Genomic DNA, 20446 nt, shown 5'->3' with positions numbered 1-20446 from the left:
CGGAGGCCAGGAGAGTCCATGCGCACCACCGCATTGATCGTATTCGCGCTCGTAGCGCTCCTCTGCGGCGCCGCCTTGCTTTACTTCGGCGTGACGGACGCGGGTGACGGAGAAGCCCGGGCAGTACTTCCGATCATCATCGGAGCCTTTCTGGCCGTCGGCGGACTCGTGTTCCTGCGCAAGGGACTCGCGCGATGACGGTGTCACTGATCATGCCTCCGTCCGCCGCCGGACTGCCGTCCTGGGGAATCGCCCTTGTCCTGATCGTGTTCGTCGTGGCGGTTCTGATCGTCCTCAGCCGTCGTCGATAGCCCGACGCGAAGCCGCGAACGGCCATCGGGCCGACGGCCGACGTGACAACGTCCCGCCCCCGGCGCGTCGGCCTCCGTGCCTCAGCCGGCGTCGCCGGCCTCGCGGCGCCGGGCCCGGTAGGCGGCCACGTGCAGCCGGTTCCCGCAGGTACGGCTGGAGCAGTAGCGGCGCGAGCGGTTGCGCGACAGGTCGACGAAGGCGCGCCGGCAGTCCGGCGCCTCGCAGCGCCGCAGCCGCTCCCGCTCGCCCGTCACGAGGATGAACGCCAGAGCCATGCCGCAGTCGGCCGCCAGGTGGTCGGCGATCGACGCGTCGGGCGCGAAGTAGTGCACGTGCCAGTCGTAGCCGTCGTGGTCGGTCAGCTGCGGGGTGGTTCCGGCGGCGGCCACCAGTCCGTTGACCAGGTCAGCCGCCGTCCGGGCGTCCGGCGCGGCGAAGACCTCGGCGAACTTGGCCCGTACGTCCCGCACGGCCCGCAGATCCTTCTCGCCCAGCCGGCCCACGCCGCTGATGCGGTGGCTCTGCGCGAAGTCGTACAGTTCCATGAGACCGGCGAGGCCGTCGGCGCCGCCCGCGCCCTGCGGCTCGCTCTCCGGTGCGCTGTTCACCAGATCGACCACCGTGTCGAGGGCGATCCGGGTGTCGTGAGGGATCAGCACGCTTCGCTCCCTGGCCTCCCGCGGGCGCCGCGCCCGCCGATGCGGGCTGACTCTACTGGCTCCCGGCCCCGGTGCGTACGCGGGCGTCCCCCAGCGCCTGTGCGGGCGTCCCCGGGTACGTGCGTGGTGCCCCGGCCCGCGCGCGGGCGTTCGCGTCGACCTCTGGGGCCCCACCGCCGACAGCCCCGGCGGCCCCCTGCCGGACCGGCCCCGCGCGCCCACCCCGGAACCCTTTCCCCCCGCCCGCCGGCAGCCTCCGCCCTCGCGAAGGGCCGTCGGCCCGCCCCATCCGCGCGCACCGGCGCCGTCGCCGCGGTGGGTTCCGCGACGACGGCGCCGGTGTGTGCCGTATGAGGTTGTCCGCGCGACGCCGTCTCCCCGAGTCGGACGGCGTCCCGCAGCTCTCGGCCTGGCTCAGTTCTCGGCCAGGATGTGGGAGAGCTCCGTGTCGAGGTCGAAGTGACGATGCTCGGTGCCCGGCGGAACCGCGGCGTCGGTCCTCTTCAGGAACGACTCCAGGGCCCGCGCCGGAGCTTCGAGCAGGGCTTCGCCCTCCGGGGAGCTCAACGCGATGCAGACGACGCCTTGGCCGTGACTCCGGGATGGCCAGACGCGGACGTCACCGGTGCCGGTGGGCCTATGCAGCCCCTCGGCAAGGAGGTCACGGGCGAAAACCCACTCGACCGTCTCCTCCGCTCCGGTGTGGAAGGTGGCGTGCACGGCATAGGGATCGGCCGTGTCATACCGCAGGCCCGCGGGTACAGGCAGTGAGGACTCGCTCGACACAACGAGGCGCAGGTGCAGCTCGCAGCTGACCGTGGTGTTCATAAGCGCCAGGGCCTTTCGCTCAGTGTGCGCTCGGGGATTCGCACGTCGGCGAAATCGACATGCCACCTACGGTGCCGTTGTAAACCCCTCTGTCCCATTTGTGATCCTTCGGGTCGCCTGTACGGCGGAGAGTAACTTTGCGTCATGCGCCCAATCCGGTGACGCCTCGCGTTCGGGTAAGTTGGGTTCATGAACGCGCAGAGTGACGAACGGGACGAGGTGGCCTCGCGGCTCTCCTCACACTCCGTCGCGGCGGAGGCACCTGAGGGGGAGCGCGAGCTGGGGTCGCGGGCACCCGCGTTCGTCAAGGCTTCCCGTCCGCTCCACCTGAGCTGGCAGGTCGGCGTCTTCGTCGTCGGCCTCGCCGTGGTGGTCGCGGGGATCTTCATGCTTCCGCTGCCCGGACCGGGCTGGCTGGTGATCTTCGGCGGTATGGCGATCTGGGCGACCGAGTTCGTCTGGGCCCAGCTGGTGCTGCGCTGGACGCGGCGCAAGGTCACCGAGGCCGCCCAGCGGGCGATGGACCCCAAGGTGCGGCGGCGCAACGTCATCCTGACCGTGACCGGCCTGGTGATCATCGCGGCGCTGGTCTGTGTCTACGTCTGGAAGTTCGGCTTCGCCATGCCGTGGAAGATCTCGCAGTGACCCCCGGGCGTGCGGGGTGGTCCTGGAGCGCCGCTGACATGCGGTAATGTTTGCGGTGCGCCCGGGCGATTAGCTCAGTGGGAGAGCGCTTCGTTCACACCGAAGAGGTCACTGGTTCGAACCCAGTATCGCCCACCCGGACGGAAGGCCCGTGAGACCGCAAGGTCTCACGGGCCTTCCGCGTTTTCCGGGCCGCCGACCCCCTGCGTACCCGGGGTCCGGCGCCCTCGAACGGTCCGTGTGCCGTTCCGCCCGCATCCGTGTGGGGCGCACGCGGTTCTGCTCCGCCCCCGGTCCCCCCGCCGCTTCGCCCGTCGGCCGGTGAAGCGCGCCGCGCGGCGGCCGGACCGACGGGAGGCGAGGCGCTCAGCGCAGCCGCGTCAGAGCCTCCCGCAGCCGCCGGGCGTCCCGCATCCGCCGCTCGTACGTCGCCCCGACCACCAGCAGCAGCACCCCGGCCAGCGCGGGTGGCAACCACCTCGGCAGCGCACCCGCCACCTGCGCCACGACCGGCGTCAGCTCGTGCAGTCCCACCAGCGCCAGCGCCCCGCCGCCCAGCAGCAACGGGGCCGCCAGCCGGAACCGCGCGCCCGCCAGCGTCAGCGCCAGCGCACCGAGCCCCAGCAGCAACGGCCGCAGCCACCCCGGATCCGTCCACACCGCCACCACGCCCGGCACCAGCGTCACCGCGAGCCCCGCCCCGTACGCCGTCCACGACGACGCCTCCGGGTCGCGCCTGCGGCGCAGGACGCCGACCGCCAGCGCGGGCAACGTCACCGGCAGCGTGTAGGCCTCCGGAGCGGTCACCTCCCAGGCGGCCAGCCGCACCCAGGCCGCAGCCACGAACAGCGCCACAGCCGCCGCGCCCGCCGTCCGGCGGCGCTCCGGCCGCACCGCCGTCGCCGAGGCCAGCACCCCGCACAGCGCCAGCACCAGCGCCCAGTACCCCGCGTCCGTCACCGCGACGGCCACCGCCACCAGTGCCGCGAACGCTCCCGCCGACTCCACCACGACCGCCACCGGCCGACGCCGCAGCACCGCACCGAGCGCCACCGTCGAAGCCGGCACCAGCAGCACCGGCAGGGCGCCCGCGGCCACCGGCAGACCGAGCGACGGCCCGAGCGCGCAGGCCGGCACGACCGCCACCAGCACCGCCGCACCCGCCGTGACCGCCCGCACCGCGGCCGCCCGTGCCCGGACCGCCGCACCCGCGGCCAGCGCGCACAGCGCCAACGTCACCGCGTACGTCGCCGGCTCCGCCGCCAGCGACAGCGCCACCAGGCTCCCGCCGCCGACGACCGCGCAGCCCAGCGCCGTCCGCACCACCGCGGCCGGCCGGTCCGCGCCGGAGACCACCACCAGCAGCCCGGCCACCAGCGCCACCTCCACCAACAGCGCCACCGGGTACGGCACGTCCAGCGCCACCACCACCAGCAGCACCCCGGCCCAGCCGGACCCGAGCGCCCCCGCGCCCGCCGCGGTGCGCAGCCGGGCGTCCGCCGGCCGCCCCGGCACACCCCGCCGGTACACCGCCCCGAGGACGACGGCCGTCAGCAGCAGCACCACCGGCGCGGGAGCGCCCCACGGCCACCGCGCGTCCAGCGCCGCCCGGAAACCCTCCGGCGCGCCCGCCCACACGTCCCCGGACCCCGACAGCGGACCGCCCAGCACCAGCACCACCGACGGCAGCGTCCACAGCACCGACCCGGCCGCCACGGCGGCCGCCGCCACCAGCACCCCCGTGCGCACCGCGGCGGACAGCGGGACCCGCACCACCGCGACCAGCGCCACCCCGCACAGCAGATACCCGACGACCGCCCACTCCGGCCCGGCCGCGGCCCGCACCGGCCCGCCGACCGCCGCCACCGCGGCCAGCCCCGCCACCGCCCCGGCCACCGGCGCGAGCCGGTCCGGCATCCGCCGCCCCGCGTACAGCGCCGCCGCCGCACCCGCCAGCAGCAGCGCCCCCGGTGCCAACGCGCCGACCACCCCGGACGGCCACACCGACTCCACCAGCGCCACCAGCAACGCCCACGCCCCGGTGACCGCCGCGCACACCCCGGCCGTCACCCGCACCCCGCGCCGCGTCACCCACAGCGCGACCGCCCCGTCGGCCACCGCCGTCACCAGCAGCGCCCATCCGTGGCCGAGCGCCCCGGCGCCCGCCGCCCACGCCCACAGCACCAGCGGCAACTGCCCCGCCAGCACCGCCGCCGGCAGCGGCAGGGAGAGCCCCCGCACCAGCAGCCCGTACGCCGTCCATGCCGCGGCCAGCACCCCGAACGCCACCGCCGCGTACGCCGCCCCGCCCAGATCCGGGCCCGTCAGCCCGTACCAGGCCACCGCGTCCAGCAGGGTCAGCAGCATCGCCAGCGCCGCCACCGCGTCCGCCGTCGCCGACAGCCGCCGGCGCAGCAGCAGCGCGGGCGCCGCGAGCGCCCCGGCCGTCACCGTCACCAGCACCGCCGTCCGCCCGCCGATCCCGAGCGAACCCCAGCTGAAGAGCGTGAACGCGATCGCGGCCACCGCGAGCAGCAACCCGCCCAGCGTCAGCAGCACATGCTGCGCCCCGTGCCGCGCCGACGCGCGCGCGACGCCCGGCGGCGGCGCGCCCCACGCCCCCCACGGCTGCGCCTGCGGGGGGCCGCCCCAGGGGGCGGGCGGCTGCAGCGCGCGCAGCAGCCAGGCGCGGCGGTCGAGCAACTGCGCCCGGCGAGCGTCCAGTCGGCTCAGTTCACGGTCGACGGCGAGGAGTTCCTCGGCGGGCGTGGGTACGGGGTCCATGCCGGGAGTGTGCGGGTCCGGGAGCCGCCCGTACATGCGCCGGGATACTCAGAGCCGGGAGTGAGTACGCCCGCCCCCGCGCAGAATGGGCCCATGGACTGGTGCCACTACCGCTTCACCACCGTCTGGGACGTGCCCGCGCCGCCCGAGGACGTCTACGCCGTGCTGGCCCGCCCCGAGGAGTACCCGCGCTGGTGGCCGCAGGTCCGCGAGGTCACCCCGCTCGACGACGTCTCCGGCACCGCGCGCTTCCGCTCGGTCCTTCCCTACGACCTGTTCGTCACCCTCCGCTCGGTCTCCTCCGATCCCGCCCGCCGGACCATCGAGGCGGCCATGACCGGCGACCTGGCCGGCCGGGCCCGCTGGAGCGTGCGGGAGAACGGGGGCGGCAGCCGGGTCGTGTACGAGCAGCGGGTCGAGGTCCGCAAGCCGCTGATGCGCCGCCTCGCGGTGCCGGGACGCCCGCTGTTCCGCGCCAACCACGCCCTGATGATGCGTTCCGGCCGGCGCGGACTCGTCGCCCTGCTGAAGGCCGGCGGGGGACGGCCGGGCGGCGGCGCGCAGCGAGTTTGAACCGAGGCCGTCCGGCCCTGTATGGTTCAACCCGTTCCCGGGCGATTAGCTCAGCGGGAGAGCGCTTCGTTCACACCGAAGAGGTCACTGGTTCGAAACCAGTATCGCCCACCGGGGAAAGCCGGTCCGTCAGCACCACCGACGGACCGGCTTTCACATGTCCCGGACCGTGCGCCGGCCCTCAGGCCGCCGCCGCCACCTCCGGGCGCGGACGCAGCGGCCACGCCGTGTCCACCGTCTCCGGCGTGCCGTTCTTCGCGAACCACGTCTGCAGCCCGCGCGCCTGGGCCGCGTGCCACACCGCCTGCAGGGTGTGCAGTTCGGCGGGCGACAGCCGCTCCAGCCGGGACGTGAACCGCCGCCCCACCGCCCGGACCAGCTCCAGCGACGCGAGCGCGTCCGCCGACGCGTCGTGCGCGCCCTCCAGGGCCACGCCGTACAGGTCGCAGAGGTCGGTCAGCGTCCTGCGGCCCTTGCGGTAGCGGTCGAGGTGCTTGTCCAGCACCCGCGGGTCGAGCACGCACAGCGGCACGTGCTCCAGGTACTGCCCCAGTGACGACGCCCGGTGCCGCTTCAGCTCCCGGTCCAGCAGGGTCAGGTCGAACGGCGCGTTCATCACCACCAGCGGCCGGCCGGTGGCGCACTGCTCCGCCAACGACCGGGCCACCTCCGCCATCACGGGCGCCGGCCACCGGCCGTTGCGCTGCAGGTGCTCGTCCGTCAGCCCGTGTACCGCCGTCGCCGCGGCGGGCACGGGAATTCCCGGGTCGATCAGCCAGCGGGTCACGCGCGGACGGCCGCCCGCGCAGTCCTGGACCACGAGGGCGGCCGACACGATCCGGTCCTCCTCGACATCCACGCCCGTCGTCTCGGTGTCAAATGCGGCCAGTGGCCCTTCGAACCAGTGCGTCATCCCGGAACTCCTCGCGCGCGCACGGCAGATGGCGTGATTTCCTCTGCCCGATATCGGTGATACCCGCGCCGTTTGCCGGATACGCCGTTTGCGACCCCTCTCCTGCGGTGACAACACAGGTGTCGGGAAAGGTCGTTGACCTCCCGGCCCGTCCCCGGACACTCGACCGACCGAATCTGCACCGCCCGGAAGGCACACGGAGCCATGGCGCTCGCGCAGCCCGATCCCGGGGGACCCACCCGCGCCGAGGGCCGCGGCGGCCCGATCCCGCCGCAGCCCGGCCCGTTGCGCGGCTCGCTGGCCACCACCGCCTGCATGGAGACCCTTCAGGTGGGTCACCTCCACGCGGTCGCGGCCGCCGCGGGGTGTTCCCTCTCCCAGCCCTTTCCCGACAACGGCATCGACTGGCACGTCAGTCACGGCGCCCCGTCCCACACCGTGGACGACGAGGTCACCATCAAGGTGCAGCTCAAGTGCACCTACCAGCTCCCTCCGCACCCGGCGGGCGGGGCGTTCTCCTTCACCCTCGACAACGCGCACCTGGTCAAGCTCGCCCGGACCCCCGTGTCCGTGCACAAGATCCTGGTCGTGATGATCGTGCCGCGCAGCCCGGACGACTGGCTGCGCGCCGGGCACGACCAACTCGCCCTGCGGCACTGCGCGTACTGGACCAACCTGGCCGGACACCCGGTGACGGGCCGTCACCGGACCACCGTGCGTATTCCGACGGCACGCGTCTTCGACGACCGCGCGCTCTGCGACATCATGGCCCGCGTCGGGGCCGGAGGGAGACCCTGATGCACCGGTGGACGGAGACGGCGGGCGGCGGCGCCCCCGACGGACGCGGGCACCCGGAACCGGCGACCGCTCCCCGGCGGCCGGACGGGTTCCCGGACCCCGCCGCCGTCGACCCGGCGGTGCTGGCCGCCCTGCTGGCCCGGCACGGCTGGCACCGGCGCGGCGGACCGGCCGGGCGGTACGGCAGGTGGACACCACCCGGACCGGGAGCCTGGCCCGCCAGCCTGCTGGTGCCCGACACCGCGGCCTTCCCCGACAGCGAGGACCTGCTCGCCGAGGCGCTCACCGCCCTCGCCCGCAGCCCCGAACCCTCGGCCCGCGACGTCCTGGTCCAGCTGACCGAGCCCAGCGACGAGATCCGCTGGCGGCGCGAGGTGCCCGAGAGCGCCGCCGAGGCGGCCGGGGCCGCCGACTGGGCCGGCTCCGAGGCGCTGCGCTCGGCCGCCCTGCGGATGCTGCTGGCCGGCTCGCTCGCCGTGCGCGGCAAGGTCGGCCACCACGGGGCGCGCCACCGGCGCCGGGCCAGGGCCGCGCTCGACGACGTCCTGGTGGGACCCGCGCCGGGCGGCCGCAGCCTGACCGCGTTCCTGCCGGTCCCCTCCGGCCGGGCCGTCGCCGTCACCCTCTACGAGGCCCTGCACGCCGCCCGCGAGGCCGTCGACTACCAGCGCGCCACCGGGGGCACGGAGGCCTTCGACACCGCCGTCCGGGCCGGCGTCAGCCGGGAACTGACCGAGGCGCTCGTCGCCCTGGTCCGCGGCTCCGAGGGCGCCCGGATCGCCGTCGACTGGGCGCCCGCCGCGGGACCGCCCGAGGGGTGCCCGGCCCGGCCGGAGCCCGTGGAGTTCTCCCCGGGCGACCTGCCGGCCCTCGGGCTGGCGGCCGGCCGCTACCTCCGCGAGGAGCCGTCCGTGGGGGTCCGCGTCACCGGCGCCGTCGTCCGGCTGCGCCGTTCCGCGCCGCACGGTCCCGGCGTCGTGCGGCTGCGGGTGCTCGCGGGCGCCGAGGTCGCGCACGTACGCATCGAACTGGACGAGGAGGCGTACCGGATCGCGGGGCAGGCGCACCTGGTCGGGCTGCCGCTGCGGGTCGAGGGGATGCTGGAGAGCCGGGGCGGGTTCCGCAGGCTCACCGGCGCCTCGCAGGTGGCCCCCGTCCAGGTGGACGAAGCGGAGCGGGACCGGCTGACGAAGTCGCTCCGGGAGAACGTCGACTTCTTCGGGGAGGCGTGCACGGGGGAGGAGGCGTAAGGCCCCGGTGCGGCGGCCGGGGGACGGGCCGCCGGGATCCCTTTCGCGTCGGACCCCTCCGGCTCGGTAGCATTCCCCTTGCGCGCGCCATGGGAATGCGCCGCACCCCTTGAGTCAGGAGAGACCGGTGTCAGACGTCCGTGTGATCATCCAACGCGATTCCGAGCGGGAAGAGCATGTGGTGACGACGGGCACGACGGCCGCCGAGCTCTTCCCCGGTCAGCGCACCGTCGTCGCCGCGCGCGTCGGGGGCGAGCTGAAGGACCTCGCCTACGGGCTGCGGGACGGGGACGTCGTCGAGGCCGTGGAGATCTCCTCCGAGGACGGCCTCAACATCCTGCGCCACTCCACCGCGCACGTGATGGCGCAGGCCGTGCAGGAGCTGCACCCCGAGGCCAAGCTCGGCATCGGTCCGCCGGTCAAGGACGGCTTCTACTACGACTTCGACGTCGAGAAGCCGTTCACCCCCGAGGACCTCAAGGCCATCGAGAAGAAGATGCAGGAGATCCAGAAGCGGGGCCAGAGGTTCTCCCGCCGCGTGGTCACCGACGAGGCCGCCCGCGAGGAGCTCGCCGACGAGCCGTACAAGCTGGAGCTCATCGGCATCAAGGGCTCCGCCTCCACGGACGACGGCGCGGACGTCGAGGTGGGCGGCGGCGAGCTGACCATCTACGACAACCTCGACCCGAAGACCGGCGAACTGTGCTGGAAGGACCTCTGCCGGGGCCCGCACCTGCCCACCACCCGGTTCATCCCCGCGTTCAAGCTGATGCGCAACGCGGCGGCGTACTGGCGCGGCAGCGAGAAGAACCCGATGCTCCAGCGCATCTACGGCACCGCGTGGCCGACCAAGGACGAGCTGAAGGCGCACCTGGAGTTCCTGGAGGAGGCCGCCAAGCGCGACCACCGCCGCCTCGGCAACGAGCTGGACCTGTTCTCCTTCCCCGACGAGATCGGCCCCGGCCTCGCCGTCTTCCACCCCAAGGGCGGCGTCATCCGCCGGGCCATGGAGGACTACTCGCGGCGCCGCCACGAGGAGGAGGGCTACGAGTTCGTCTACAGCCCGCACGCCACCAAGGGCAAGCTCTTCGAGAAGTCCGGCCACCTGGACTGGTACGCCGACGGCATGTACCCGCCCATGCAGCTCGACGACGGGGTGGACTACTACCTCAAGCCGATGAACTGCCCGATGCACAACCTGATCTTCGACGCGCGCGGCCGGTCCTACCGTGAACTGCCCCTGCGCCTCTTCGAGTTCGGCACCGTGTACCGGTACGAGAAGTCGGGCGTGGTGCACGGTCTGACCCGCTCGCGCGGCTTCACCCAGGACGACGCGCACATCTACTGCACCAAGGAGCAGATGGCGCAGGAGCTGGACCGGACCCTGACCTTCGTCCTCAACCTCCTTCGTGACTACGGTCTGAACGACTTCTACCTGGAGCTCTCCACCAAGGACCCGGAGAAGTTCGTCGGGTCCGACGAGACCTGGGACGAGGCCACCGAGACGCTGCGTCAGGTCGCCGAGAAGCAGGGGCTGCCGCTGGTCCCGGACCCGGGCGGCGCCGCGTTCTACGGCCCGAAGATCTCGGTGCAGGCGCGGGACGCCATCGGCCGGACCTGGCAGATGTCGACCGTGCAGCTCGACTTCAACCTGCCGGAGCGCTTCGACCTGGAGTACACCGGCCCCGACGGCACCAAGCAGCGCCCGGTCATGATCCACCGCGCCCTGTTCGGTTCCATCGAGCGCTTCTTCGCGGTGCTGCTGGAGCACTACGCGGGTGCGTTCCCGGTCTGGCTCGCCCCGGTCCAGGCGGTCGGCATCCCGATCGGCGACACCCACATCCCCTACCTCCAGGAGTTCGCCGCCGAGGCGCGCAAGAAGGGGCTGCGGGTCGAGGTGGACGCCTCCTCCGACCGGATGCAGAAGAAGATCCGGAACCACCAGCGCGCCAAGGTCCCGTTCATGATCATCGTCGGTGACGACGACATGAACGCGGGCACCGTCTCCTTCCGCTACCGCGACGGCTCGCAGGAGAACGGCATCGCCCGCGACGAGGCGATCGCCAAGCTCGTCGACGTGGTGGAGCGCCGCGTCCAGGTGTGATCCCGGCCCGCACGGGCCGACGCGACCCCCGGAGAGCTACCCGCTCTCCGGGGGTTTCTCGTCCTCCCGGCGGAACACCTGCAGCAGCCAGGACGAGAACGAGCCCGTCACCGCGCCCAGCAGCGCCAGCCCGCAGGCCATCAGGAACGCCGCGACGACCCGCCCGGCCGGCGTCACCGGCACCGCGTCGCCGTACCCCACGGTCGTCAGCGTCTCGCAGGCCCACCACACCGCGTCGCCGAAGGTGCGGATCGAGGCGCCCGGCGCCCCCCGCTCCTGGTGGTACACCGCCAGCGCCGCCGAGAAGCCCAGCAGCAGCGCCGTCACCCCGGCGTACGACATCACCCGCGCGTACAGGCTAAGCCTCGGCCGGTCCCGGCGCTTTTGGACGGCGGTGTACACCTTCAGCAGCCGCAGCGGGCGCAGCAGCGGCAGTACCAGGACCACCGTGTCCAGCCAGTGGACCCGGACGAAGCGGTGGCCGAGACCGCTCAGGCGCAGCCGGACCGCGTAGTCCAGGGCGAAGAGCAGCCAGGTCGCGGCGACCAGGGCCAGGGCGAGACCGTGCCACGGCTCGGCGTCGTGCGGGGTCAGCACACGGGTCGCGTAGCCGAGCAGGAAGAGCAGCGACGCGGCGAACAGCGGCACCTCGGTGCGCTGCTCCCACTCCTGGAAGCGGGCCGGCACGGGGGCCGGCGGGTGGTCGCTCATGGCGTCAGCATCGCCGGGCGCCGGGCGCCGGGGCCCCGACGACACGCGCGGCGGGGGCGAAGCAATATGCTGGCGGCCATGACGAGTGAGCCGGAGCAGCAGATCGGAGTGGGGACGCCCGACGCGTTCCAGCGCCTGTGGACGCCCCACCGTATGGCGTACATCCAGGGCGAGAACAAGCCCAGCGGCGGGGCCGCGGGCGACGGCTGTCCGTTCTGTACGATCCCGGCGAAATCGGACGAGGACGGCCTGGTCGTGGCGCGCGGCGAGCACGTCTACGCGGTGCTGAACCTGTACCCGTACAACGGCGGCCACCTGATGGTGGTGCCCTACCGGCACGCGGCCGACTACACCGAGCTGGACGGGCCGGAGACGGCCGAGCTGGCCGACTTCACCAAGCGGGCCATGGCCGCGCTGCGGGCTGCCTCCGGGGCGCACGGCTTCAACATCGGGATGAACCAGGGCGAGGCGGCGGGCGCCGGGATCGCGGCCCACCTGCACCAGCACGTGGTGCCGCGCTGGGGCGGGGACACCAACTTCATGCCGGTGGTCGGGCACACCAAGGTGCTGCCGCAGCTTCTCGGGGACACCCGGACGATGCTGGCGGCGGCCTGGCCGCAGGGCTGACGCGGGCACCACGCACGGGGCGCGCACCGGAGAGCCTCCGGTGCGCGCCCCCGCGCGTGGTGCGGGCCCTCAGGCGTCGTAGATGTCGGCCTTGCGGGGCGCCGCGTCCTGGACGAGGCCGCTGAGCACCATCGAGCGGTTGTCGAAGCGCTCGGTGTCCACGCCGTTCTCGGCCAGGACCTTCAGTGCCGCCGAGTGCACCACGCGCAGCACCGGGGTGGCCGCGCGCATGGCGTCGTCGGCCATGAAGCGGTGGTTCCAGGGCTTGGCGGCCCAGGCGTGCCGCAGGCCGAAGGGCTCCGGCAGGACGATCTTGCCGCCGAGGTAGTCGAGGAGCGGCGGGTACCAGGTGAGCGGCGCCCGCAGGGCGAGCCGGATCACCTCCTTGGCGTCCACCAGCGGCAGGTTGATCTTGCGGGTCTCCCAGAACCGCACGGTCTTGTTGACCGTCCGGGTCTTCGCCTCCGGCTTGGTGGTGAACAGCCCGTGGACCGGGCCGAGGGCGTGGCCGGTGACCTCGATGCGCAGCGTCTCGTGCAGCACGGTGACGGTGATCATCATGGTGAGGACGAGCTGGCCGTCCCACAGGACGAACTGGACGCCGAGATAGTGGCGGGCGCCGCTGCCGAACTGCTGGTGGTTGCAGATGCGCTGTATCTCGTGCGGCTTGACCTGGAAGGTGGCGACGTCCTCGCCCGCCGGCCGGGTCACCGAGTCGGCGTTCTCACCGACGGGGGAGACGATCCAGTGCGTGACGGAGGGCTTGGGGAAACCGCCGGTGTTCAGCGGCCCGCGCTCCAGCATCTTCAACTGGTCGTGGATCACCCGGATCAGGTCCCAGCTGCGGAACTGGTGGAAGTCCTTCGTCGGGTCCTTCGAGGTCAGCTCCTCGGCGAGCTGCCAGCTGCCCCACCGGGTGCCCATGCCCAGGATGCCCTTGGGGCCGGCGTAGAAGGCGGAGTTGGACTGCTGCTCGGCCGAGAGCTTCTCCAGCCCCTGGCGCAGTGCCTCGCGGGTGGTCTCGCTGGGGTTCTTCGGCACCGCCTCGGGGATCTTGGCCGCCACGCCGGCCCCGGAGAGCAGCCCCTCCCAGCGGGTGCGCATGTCACGGGCCGACTTCTCCGCGATCCGCTTGGCGATCAGCCAGCCGATCACCGGGGCCACGATCGCGCCGCGCAGGTAGAGGCCGGCGATCCCGCTGACCGGGAGGGCGACCAGGGCCACCACGGCCAGTCCGCCGAACACCACCAGGACGAGGGTGCCGAGCGCCTTGAACGCGGCGTCCTTCGACCGGTTGAGGGCGTCGCGGAGCCGGAAGGCCAGCACCCACAGCAGCATGCCGGGCAGGAACAGCACCCCGAACACGGCGGTGACCAGAGTGAGCTGGGTGTCCCTGGCCTTGCGCAGCCGGATGGCCGAGAGGCAGTGCTCGACGACCGTCTGCGAGTCGGTGCCGAACGACTGGATCAGTGCCGCGCGGGCCCCGCCGAGCATCCGCTCGGTGACCGCCCGCGAGAACGCCTCGCCCAGATTCGGCTTGAAGTAGCCGGACTTGAAGAGCTTGGATGCGCCCTCCTCGACCTTGGACTGGTGCCACTCGCTGTTGGCTTTGAGGATCTCCTCGACCGGGCTGTCGCGGTACGCCGCCGACGCGATGGCGCTGGTCGCCACCATGCCCGCGCCCGATCCCTGGATCGGGATCTGGGCCCCGGGAGAAAAGTCGAATCCGTCGTTGGCCACTGTGTCGCCCCCACTCGCCGCACGTCTGCTCCTGCGGTGTGCCCAACTTCCGTACGCGGCATACCTTCTGAGCTGCGCCCACAGCGTAGCGTCCGGACGGCCGTACCGCCCGTCACCTTCCGGACGGGCGGCGGCGGGCGGCCGCGGGCGGGGACACGCCCGCAAGCGGGGCGCCGCCGTCGCGTGCGACCCGTGCGCCCGCGCACGCCGGAAGAGCGTGCTGATGCCGACCCGGTGCCGGTGTGCGACCCGTGCGCCCGCGCACGCCCGCGTGCGCAGCATCACGCCCCGCGCCCCCGGACGCCCCGGCCCGGGTGCCCGTCCGGTGCGCCGCCCCGCTGGTGACTACGATGGGCCCGCCGGTGGCCGCAGGGGCCGCGCGGCCCACCGACCCTCTGGAAGGCCATGCTGAACAAGTACGCGCGTGCCTTTTTCACGCGTGTCCTCACGCCGTTCGCCGCTCTGCTGCTCCGCCTCGGAGTCAGTCCCGACGCGGTCACCCTCATCGGCACGGCCGGGGTGATGGCGGGCGCGCTGGTCTTCTTCCCGATGGGGGAGTTCTTCTGGGGCACCATCGTCATCACCGTCTTCGTCTTCTCCGACCTGGTCGACGGCAACATGGCCCGGCAGGCGGGGATCTCCAGCCGGTGGGGCGCGTTCCTCGACTCCACGCTGGACCGGGTCGCCGACGGCGCCATCTTCGGCGGCTTCGCCCTCTGGTACGCGGGCACCGGTGACGACAACATCCTGTGCGCCGTCGCGATCTTCTGTCTCGCCAGCGGCCAGGTCGTCTCGTACACCAAGGCGCGCGGGGAGTCGATCGGGCTGCCGGTCGCCGTCAACGGCCTGGTCGAGCGGGCCGAGCGGCTGGTGATCTCGCTGGTCGCCGCCGGACTGGCCGGCCTGCACGCGTTCGGCGTGCCGGGCATCGACGTGCTGCTCCCGATCGCGCTGTGGATCGTCGCCGCGGGCAGCCTGATCACCCTGGTCCAGCGGGTCGTCACCGTGCGCCGGGAGTCCGCCGAGGCCGACGCGGCTGCCGCCGCCGGACCGGTCGGGCCCCCCGCGCCGGGGAGCCCCGGGGCAGAGCGGTGACCGGCGACCCGGCCGGCCGCGACTCCACCGGCCTCAAGGACCGCCTCGGCGACGGACTGTACGGTCTCGGTTGGACCGCCGTGAAGAAGCTGCCCGAGCCCGCCGCGAAGGCGCTGTTCCGCACCCTCGCCGACCAGACCTGGAAGCGGCGGGGCGCCGGCGTGCTCCGGCTGGAGTCCAACCTGGCGCGGGTCGTGCCCGACGCCACGCCGGAACGCCTCGCCGAGCTGTCGAAGGCCGGGATGCGCTCCTACATGCGGTACTGGATGGAGTCGTTCCGGCTGCCGGAATGGAGTCCCCGGCGGATCGCGGAGAGCGTGCACGTCGCCGACTCCGACCGGCTCACCGAAGGCCTCGCGGCCGGGCGCGGGGTGGTGCTCGCACTGCCGCACCTGGCCAACTGGGACCTGGCCGGGGCCTGGGTCACCACCTCTTTGAAGGTCCCCTTCACCACGGTCGCCGAGCGGCTGAAGCCGGAATCGCTCTACGACCGGTTCGTCGCCTACCGCGAGGGCCTCGGAATGGAGGTCGTGCCGCACGACGGCGGCGCCGCCTTCGGCACCCTCGCCCGGCGGCTGCGCTCCGGCGGCCTGGTCTGCCTGGTCGCCGACCGGGACCTGTCGGCCTCCGGCGTCGAGGTCGACTTCTTCGGCGACCGCGCCCGGATGCCGGCCGGGCCCGCCCTGCTGGCCCAGCAGACCGGCGCGGTGCTGCTGCCCGCCACGCTCGCCTTCGGCTCCACCCCGGTGATGCAGGCCCAGGTGCACCCGGCGGTCGAGGTGCCGCCGACGGGCACCCGCAAGGAGAAGACGGCCGTCATGACCCAGGCGCTGGCCGACGCCTTCGCCACCGGCATCCGCGCCCATCCCGAGGACTGGCACATGCTGCAGCGGCTCTGGCTTTCCGACCTGGAACCCCGGGAGGCGACGCCGTGAAGATCGGCATCGTCTGCCCCTACTCCTGGGACGTCCCCGGCGGCGTGCAGTTCCACATCCGGGACCTCGCCGACCATCTGATCCGCCTCGGCCACGAGGTCTCGGTGCTGGCCCCCGCCGACGACGACACCCCGCTGCCGCCGTTCGTCGTGTCGGCCGGCCGGGCCGTGCCCGTCCCGTACAACGGCTCGGTGGCCCGGCTGAACTTCGGCTTCCTGTCGGCCGCACGGGTGCGCCGCTGGCTGCACGACGGCACCTTCGACGTCATCCACATCCACGAGCCCGCCTCCCCCTCGCTCGGCCTGCTCGCCTGCTGGGCCGCGCGGGGACCGATCGTGGCCACGTTCCACACTTCCAACCCGCGCTCCCGCGCGATGATCGCGGCGTACCCGATCCTCCAGCCGGCGCTGGAGAAGATCAGCGCCCGGATCGCGGTCAGCGAGTACGCCCGGCGGACCCTGGTCGAGCACCTCGGCGGTGACGCGGTGGTCATCCCGAACGGGGTGGACGTCGACTTCTTCGCCCGCGCGGAGCCCCGGCCCGAGTGGCAGGGCGGCACCCTCGGCTTCATCGGCCGGATCGACGAGCCCCGCAAGGGCCTCCCGGTGCTGGTGCGGGCGCTGCCCGCCATCCTCGCCGCGCACCCGCAGACCCGGCTGCTGGTGGCCGGGCGGGGCGACGAGGAGGAGGCCGTCGCCGGCCTGCCGCGGGAGATGCGCGACCGGGTCGAGTTCCTCGGCATGGTCAGCGACGAGGACAAGGCCCGCCTGCTGCGCAGCGTCGACGTGTACGTGGCCCCCAACACCGGCGGCGAGAGCTTCGGGATCATCCTGGTCGAGGCGATGTCGGCGGGCGCCCCGGTGCTCGCCGCCGACCTGGACGCGTTCGCCCAGGTGCTGGACCGGGGCGCGGCCGGCGAGCTCTTCGCCAACGAGGACGCCGACGCGCTGGCCTCGGCGGCGATCGGCCTGCTCGCCGACCCCGCGCGCCGCGCGGACCTGCGCGAGCGCGGCAGCGCCCACGTACGGCGGTTCGACTGGTCGACCGTCGGCGCGGACATCCTCGCGGTGTACGAGACGGTGGCGGACGGCGCGGCCGCCGTCGACACCGACGAACGCACCGGCCTGCGGGCCCGGTTCGGCCTCGGCCGCGACCGGGACACCGGCGAGCCCGCGGTCCGCGACTGACCCGTTCCCCGCGCCTACCACCGGGGCGCCCGGCGCCCGGTCCGGAGCCGGTACGGCCCCGCCGGGCGCCTGCCCCGGTCGCGCGGGCGGCCGGGGACGGATGCCCGGTGGCGGGCCGTGCGCCGGTAGCGTGTGCGTCCGTGACTCCCACCCTGATCTGGATCGTCGTCGCCCTCGTCGTGATCGGCGTGTACCTGAGCTGGACGGCCGGCCGGCTCGACCGGCTGCACGCCCGCCTGGACGCCGCGCGGGCGGCGCTCGACGCGCAGTTGCTGCGCCGCGCCTCGGTCGCCCAGGAACTGGCCACCTCCGGCGTCCTCGATCCCGCCTCCTCGATCCTGCTGTACGAGGCCGCGCACGCCGCCCGGCAGGCGGAGCGGGACCACCGCGAAGTGGCGGAGAGCGAGCTGAGTGCCGCGCTGCGCGCGGTGTTCGGCGAGAGCGCCCAGGTCGAGGCGGTCAGGGAGATCCCCGGCGGCGTCGAGGCGGCCGGTGAACTCGCCGCCGCCGTCCGCCGGGTGCCGATGGCCCGGCGGTTCCACAACGACGCGGTGCGGGCCGCCCGCGCGCTGCGCCGGCACCGCACGGTGCGCTGGTTCCGGCTGGCCGGCCACGCGCCGTTCCCGCTCGCCTTCGAGATGGACGACACCCCGCCGGTCGCGCTGGCGGACCGCCCCGGCACCTGACGGCCGCTCCCGGCCCGGACGCGGCGGTGGTGGCGCTGCGGGCCGGTGCGGGCGGCGCGGACGGGGGGGGCCGCGGGCGGTGCCGCCCGGTTCACGCCCCGTTCACGATGCGGACGCCCGGCGGGGAAGCGGTCCACCGGTTGTTCATTGGCCCTTGTGGTGGACCGGTTGTGGGGCGTTTGCTCGGCGGTGCAGGAATCAGCGCATTTTCACCGAGTGAGGTCCCGTGTCCACGCTTCCCAGCACCCCCCAGTCCGCCGTCCCCGCCACCGGCACCGCCCGCGTCAAGCGCGGCATGGCCGAGCAGCTCAAGGGCGGCGTGATCATGGACGTCGTCGACGCCGAGCAGGCGAAGATCGCCGAGGACGCGGGCGCCGTGGCCGTCATGGCGCTGGAGCGGGTGCCCGCCGACATCCGCAAGGACGGCGGCGTGGCCCGGATGTCCGACCCCAACATGATCGAGGAGATCATCGGGGCCGTCTCCATCCCGGTCATGGCCAAGTCCCGCATCGGCCACTTCGTCGAGGCCCAGGTGCTCCAGTCCCTCGGTGTCGACTACATCGACGAGTCCGAGGTCCTGACCCCGGCCGACGAGGTCAACCACAGCGACAAGTTCGCCTTCACCACGCCGTTCGTCTGCGGCGCCACCAACCTCGGCGAGGCGCTGCGCCGCATCGCCGAGGGCGCGGCGATGATCCGATCCAAGGGCGAGGCCGGCACCGGCAACGTCGTCGAGGCCGTCCGCCACCTGCGCCAGATCAAGAACGAGATCGCCCGGCTGCGCGGCTTCGACAACAACGAGCTGTACGCCGCCGCCAAGGACCTGCGCGCCCCGTACGAGCTGGTCAAGGAGGTCGCCGAGCTGGGCAAGCTGCCCGTGGTGCTGTTCTCCGCCGGCGGCGTCGCGACCCCCGCGGACGCGGCCCTGATGCGCCAGCTCGGCGCCGAGGGCGTCTTCGTGGGCTCCGGCATCTTCAAGTCCGGCGACCCCGCCAAGCGCGCCGCCGCGATCGTCAGGGCCACCACCTTCTACGACGACCCGAAGGTCATCGCGGACGCCTCCCGCAACCTCGGCGAGGCCATGGTCGGCATCAACTGCGACACGCTGCCCGAGGCCGAGCGCTACGCCAACCGCGGCTGGTGACCCGATGAGGGACGACACGCCCGTCGTCGGCGTCCTGGCGCTGCAGGGCGACGTGCGGGAGCACCTGATCGCCCTGGCCTCGGCGGACGCCGTGGCCAGGCCGGTGCGGCGCCCCGAGGAACTCGCCGGGGTGGACGGCCTCGTGCTGCCCGGCGGCGAGTCCACCACCATGTCCAAGCTCGCGGTCCTGTTCGGCCTGATGGAGCCGCTGCGGGAGCGCGTGCGCGCCGGGATGCCGGTCTACGGCACCTGTGCCGGCATGATCCTGCTGGCCGACAAGATCCTCGACCCCCGCGCGGGCCAGGAGACGGTCGGCGGGATCGACATGATCGTGCGGCGCAACGCCTTCGGCCGCCAGAACGAGTCCTTCGAGGCCGCCGTCGAGTTCGCGGCGGTGCCGGGCGGCCCGGTCGAGGGCGTCTTCATCCGGGCGCCCTGGGTCGAGTCCGTCGGGGCGCGGGCCGAGGTCCTCGCCGAGCACGGCGGGCACATCGTCGCGGTGCGGCAGGACAACGCCCTCGCCACGTCGTTCCACCCCGAACTGACGGGCGACCATCGTGTCCACGAGCTGTTCGTCGAGATGGTGCGCGCAGTGCGCTGACCGGACCCCGGTAGGATCTCTCGGGTTCGGTTTGGTTTTGGGTGACGCGAAGGAGAAGGCAGATGTCCGGCCACTCTAAATGGGCTACGACGAAGCACAAGAAGGCCGTGATTGACGCCAAGCGCGGCAAGCTCTTCGCGAAGCTGATCAAGAACATCGAGGTCGCGGCGCGCTCGGGCGGCGTGGACCCCGACGGCAACCCGACGCTCGTCGACGCCATCCAGAAGGCGAAGAAGAGCTCGGTCCCCAACAAGAACATCGACTCCGCCGTCAAGCGCGGCGGCGGTCTCGAAGCGGGCGGCGCCGACTACGAGACGATCATGTACGAGGGCTACGGCCCCAACGGGGTCGCCGTGCTCATCGAGTGCCTCACCGACAACCGCAACCGCGCCGCGTCCGACGTCCGGGTCGCGATGACCCGCAACGGCGGCTCGATGGCCGACCCCGGCTCCGTGTCGTACCTGTTCAACCGCAAGGGCGTCGTCGTCCTGCCGAAGGGCGAGCTCTCCGAGGACGACGTCCTCGGCGCCGTCCTGGACGCGGGCGCCGAAGAGGTCAACGACCTCGGCGACAGCTTCCAGGTCGTCAGCGAGGCCACCGACATGGTCGCGGTCCGCACCGCGCTCCAGGCGGCCGGCATCGACTACGACTCGGCCGAGGCCAACTTCCTCCCCACCATGCAGGTGGAGCTGGAGGAGGAGGGCGCCCGCAAGATCTTCAAGCTCATCGACGCGCTGGAGGACAGCGACGACGTGCAGAACGTCTTCGCCAACTTCGACGTGTCCGACGAGGTCATGGAGAAGCTGGACGCCTCCGAGGACTGACCGGGCGCCGCAGTGACGTCCTCCGCCGAC

At 73.3% G+C, this 20446-nt stretch carries 20 protein-coding genes and 2 tRNA genes; 16 read left to right on the top strand and 6 right to left on the bottom strand.

The genetic code is table 11. From position 1 onward, the window contains the following. Nucleotides 1–18 precede the first annotated feature (18 nt). On the top strand, nt 19–198 hold the full coding sequence (locus Q0994_RS30245) for a sodium:neurotransmitter symporter (RefSeq protein WP_299541117.1): 180 nt from the start codon (nt 19–21) through the stop codon (nt 196–198). Between the two features lie 194 nt (nt 199–392). Here Q0994_RS30245 and Q0994_RS30240 read toward each other — a convergent pair whose 3' ends face one another. Next, entirely contained in the window at nt 393–971 is a 579-nt protein-coding gene (locus Q0994_RS30240; protein WP_299541114.1) for a CGNR zinc finger domain-containing protein, read from the bottom strand. A 414-nt stretch (nt 972–1385) separates the two neighbouring features. Then, nucleotides 1386–1799: an SsgA family sporulation/cell division regulator gene (locus tag Q0994_RS30235; protein ID WP_003987206.1), complete on the bottom strand. Its 414-nt coding sequence runs from the start codon at nt 1797–1799 to the stop codon at nt 1386–1388. Between the two features lie 189 nt (nt 1800–1988). Here Q0994_RS30235 and Q0994_RS30230 point away from each other — a divergent pair, with 189 nt between their 5' ends. Next, the gene (locus tag Q0994_RS30230; protein WP_299541059.1) at nt 1989–2444 is read left to right on the top strand and encodes a TIGR02611 family protein; all 456 of its coding nucleotides are present in this window, start codon (nt 1989–1991) and stop codon (nt 2442–2444) included. A 63-nt stretch (nt 2445–2507) separates the two neighbouring features. Then, nucleotides 2508–2579 (top strand) — tRNA-Val (locus Q0994_RS30225). Nucleotides 2580–2810: 231 nt separating this feature from the next. Here the strand turns inward: Q0994_RS30225 and Q0994_RS30220 are convergent. Next, nucleotides 2811–5228 carry an SCO7613 C-terminal domain-containing membrane protein gene (locus Q0994_RS30220; protein ID WP_299541057.1) on the bottom strand — a complete coding sequence of 806 codons (2418 nt, stop codon included), beginning with the start codon at nt 5226–5228 and terminating at the stop codon, nt 2811–2813. A 93-nt stretch (nt 5229–5321) separates the two neighbouring features. On the opposite strand from Q0994_RS30220, the gene Q0994_RS30215 reads away from it, so the two are divergent. Continuing rightward, complete coding sequence (locus Q0994_RS30215) at nt 5322–5801, top strand: SRPBCC family protein (RefSeq protein WP_299541055.1); 480 nt, start codon at nt 5322–5324, stop codon at nt 5799–5801. A 39-nt stretch (nt 5802–5840) separates the two neighbouring features. Continuing rightward, a tRNA-Val gene (locus Q0994_RS30210) sits at nt 5841–5912 on the top strand. A 70-nt stretch (nt 5913–5982) separates the two neighbouring features. Here the strand turns inward: Q0994_RS30210 and Q0994_RS30205 are convergent. Next, nucleotides 5983–6714 carry a 3'-5' exonuclease gene (locus Q0994_RS30205; protein ID WP_299541053.1) on the bottom strand — a complete coding sequence of 244 codons (732 nt, stop codon included), beginning with the start codon at nt 6712–6714 and terminating at the stop codon, nt 5983–5985. Between the two features lie 204 nt (nt 6715–6918). On the opposite strand from Q0994_RS30205, the gene Q0994_RS30200 reads away from it, so the two are divergent. The 3 genes from Q0994_RS30200 (at nt 6919) to thrS (ending at nt 10866) form a co-directional block, all read left to right on the top strand. Further along, entirely contained in the window at nt 6919–7512 is a 594-nt protein-coding gene (locus Q0994_RS30200) for a DUF4365 domain-containing protein (RefSeq protein WP_299541051.1), read from the top strand. Further along, nucleotides 7512–8762 (top strand): hypothetical protein, encoded by a 1251-nt coding sequence (locus tag Q0994_RS30195; RefSeq protein ID WP_299541048.1) that lies wholly within the window; start codon nt 7512–7514, stop codon nt 8760–8762. Before Q0994_RS30200 ends, Q0994_RS30195 begins: the two co-directional genes overlap by 1 nt. Nucleotides 8763–8889: 127 nt before the next feature. After that, complete coding sequence (thrS, locus tag Q0994_RS30190; protein WP_299541045.1) at nt 8890–10866, top strand: threonine--tRNA ligase; 1977 nt, start codon at nt 8890–8892, stop codon at nt 10864–10866. Between the two features lie 36 nt (nt 10867–10902). Here thrS and Q0994_RS30185 read toward each other — a convergent pair whose 3' ends face one another. Continuing rightward, nucleotides 10903–11577, bottom strand: a complete 675-nt coding sequence (locus Q0994_RS30185; RefSeq protein ID WP_299541042.1) for a potassium channel family protein — start codon at nt 11575–11577, stop codon at nt 10903–10905. Nucleotides 11578–11643: 66 nt separating this feature from the next. Here Q0994_RS30185 and Q0994_RS30180 point away from each other — a divergent pair, with 66 nt between their 5' ends. After that, entirely contained in the window at nt 11644–12204 is a 561-nt protein-coding gene (locus Q0994_RS30180) for an HIT domain-containing protein (protein WP_299541039.1), read from the top strand. 69 nt (nt 12205–12273) lie between these two features. Here the strand turns inward: Q0994_RS30180 and Q0994_RS30175 are convergent, their stop codons facing one another. Continuing rightward, nucleotides 12274–13944 (bottom strand): hypothetical protein, encoded by a 1671-nt coding sequence (locus tag Q0994_RS30175; protein WP_299541037.1) that lies wholly within the window; start codon nt 13942–13944, stop codon nt 12274–12276. Nucleotides 13945–14349: 405 nt separating this feature from the next. On the opposite strand from Q0994_RS30175, the gene pgsA reads away from it, so the two are divergent. The 7 genes from pgsA to Q0994_RS30140 all read left to right on the top strand — a co-directional run bounded on the left by pgsA (nt 14350) and on the right by Q0994_RS30140 (nt 20416). Then, nucleotides 14350–15039 (top strand): phosphatidylinositol phosphate synthase, encoded by a 690-nt coding sequence (gene pgsA, locus Q0994_RS30170; RefSeq protein ID WP_299541034.1) that lies wholly within the window; start codon nt 14350–14352, stop codon nt 15037–15039. Further along, entirely contained in the window at nt 15036–15974 is a 939-nt protein-coding gene (locus Q0994_RS30165) for a phosphatidylinositol mannoside acyltransferase (RefSeq protein WP_299541031.1), read from the top strand. The genes pgsA and Q0994_RS30165 overlap by 4 nt, the downstream gene beginning before the upstream one ends. Next, complete coding sequence (locus Q0994_RS30160) at nt 15971–17161, top strand: glycosyltransferase family 4 protein (protein WP_299541029.1); 1191 nt, start codon at nt 15971–15973, stop codon at nt 17159–17161. Before Q0994_RS30165 ends, Q0994_RS30160 begins: the two co-directional genes overlap by 4 nt. Before the next feature lie 140 nt (nt 17162–17301). Continuing rightward, nucleotides 17302–17847 carry a hypothetical protein gene (locus Q0994_RS30155; protein ID WP_299541026.1) on the top strand — a complete coding sequence of 182 codons (546 nt, stop codon included), beginning with the start codon at nt 17302–17304 and terminating at the stop codon, nt 17845–17847. A gap of 226 nt (nt 17848–18073) precedes the next feature. After that, on the top strand, nt 18074–18991 hold the full coding sequence (gene pdxS, locus Q0994_RS30150; RefSeq protein WP_299541023.1) for a pyridoxal 5'-phosphate synthase lyase subunit PdxS: 918 nt from the start codon (nt 18074–18076) through the stop codon (nt 18989–18991). Between the two features lie 4 nt (nt 18992–18995). Then, a complete protein-coding gene (pdxT, locus tag Q0994_RS30145) occupies nt 18996–19592 on the top strand; it encodes a pyridoxal 5'-phosphate synthase glutaminase subunit PdxT (protein WP_299541020.1) in 597 nt (198 codons plus the stop codon). A 62-nt stretch (nt 19593–19654) separates the two neighbouring features. Next, the gene (locus tag Q0994_RS30140; RefSeq protein WP_299541017.1) at nt 19655–20416 is read left to right on the top strand and encodes a YebC/PmpR family DNA-binding transcriptional regulator; all 762 of its coding nucleotides are present in this window, start codon (nt 19655–19657) and stop codon (nt 20414–20416) included. The last annotated feature ends 30 nt before the right edge of the window (nt 20417–20446 follow it).

The organism is uncultured Streptomyces sp. (assembly GCF_947488945.1).
In the GTDB taxonomy this organism is placed as follows: Bacteria; Actinomycetota; Actinomycetes; order Streptomycetales; family Streptomycetaceae; genus Streptomyces.
Note: the sequence above shows the minus strand (reverse complement) of the source record. Positions and strands in the feature narration are given on the sequence as shown.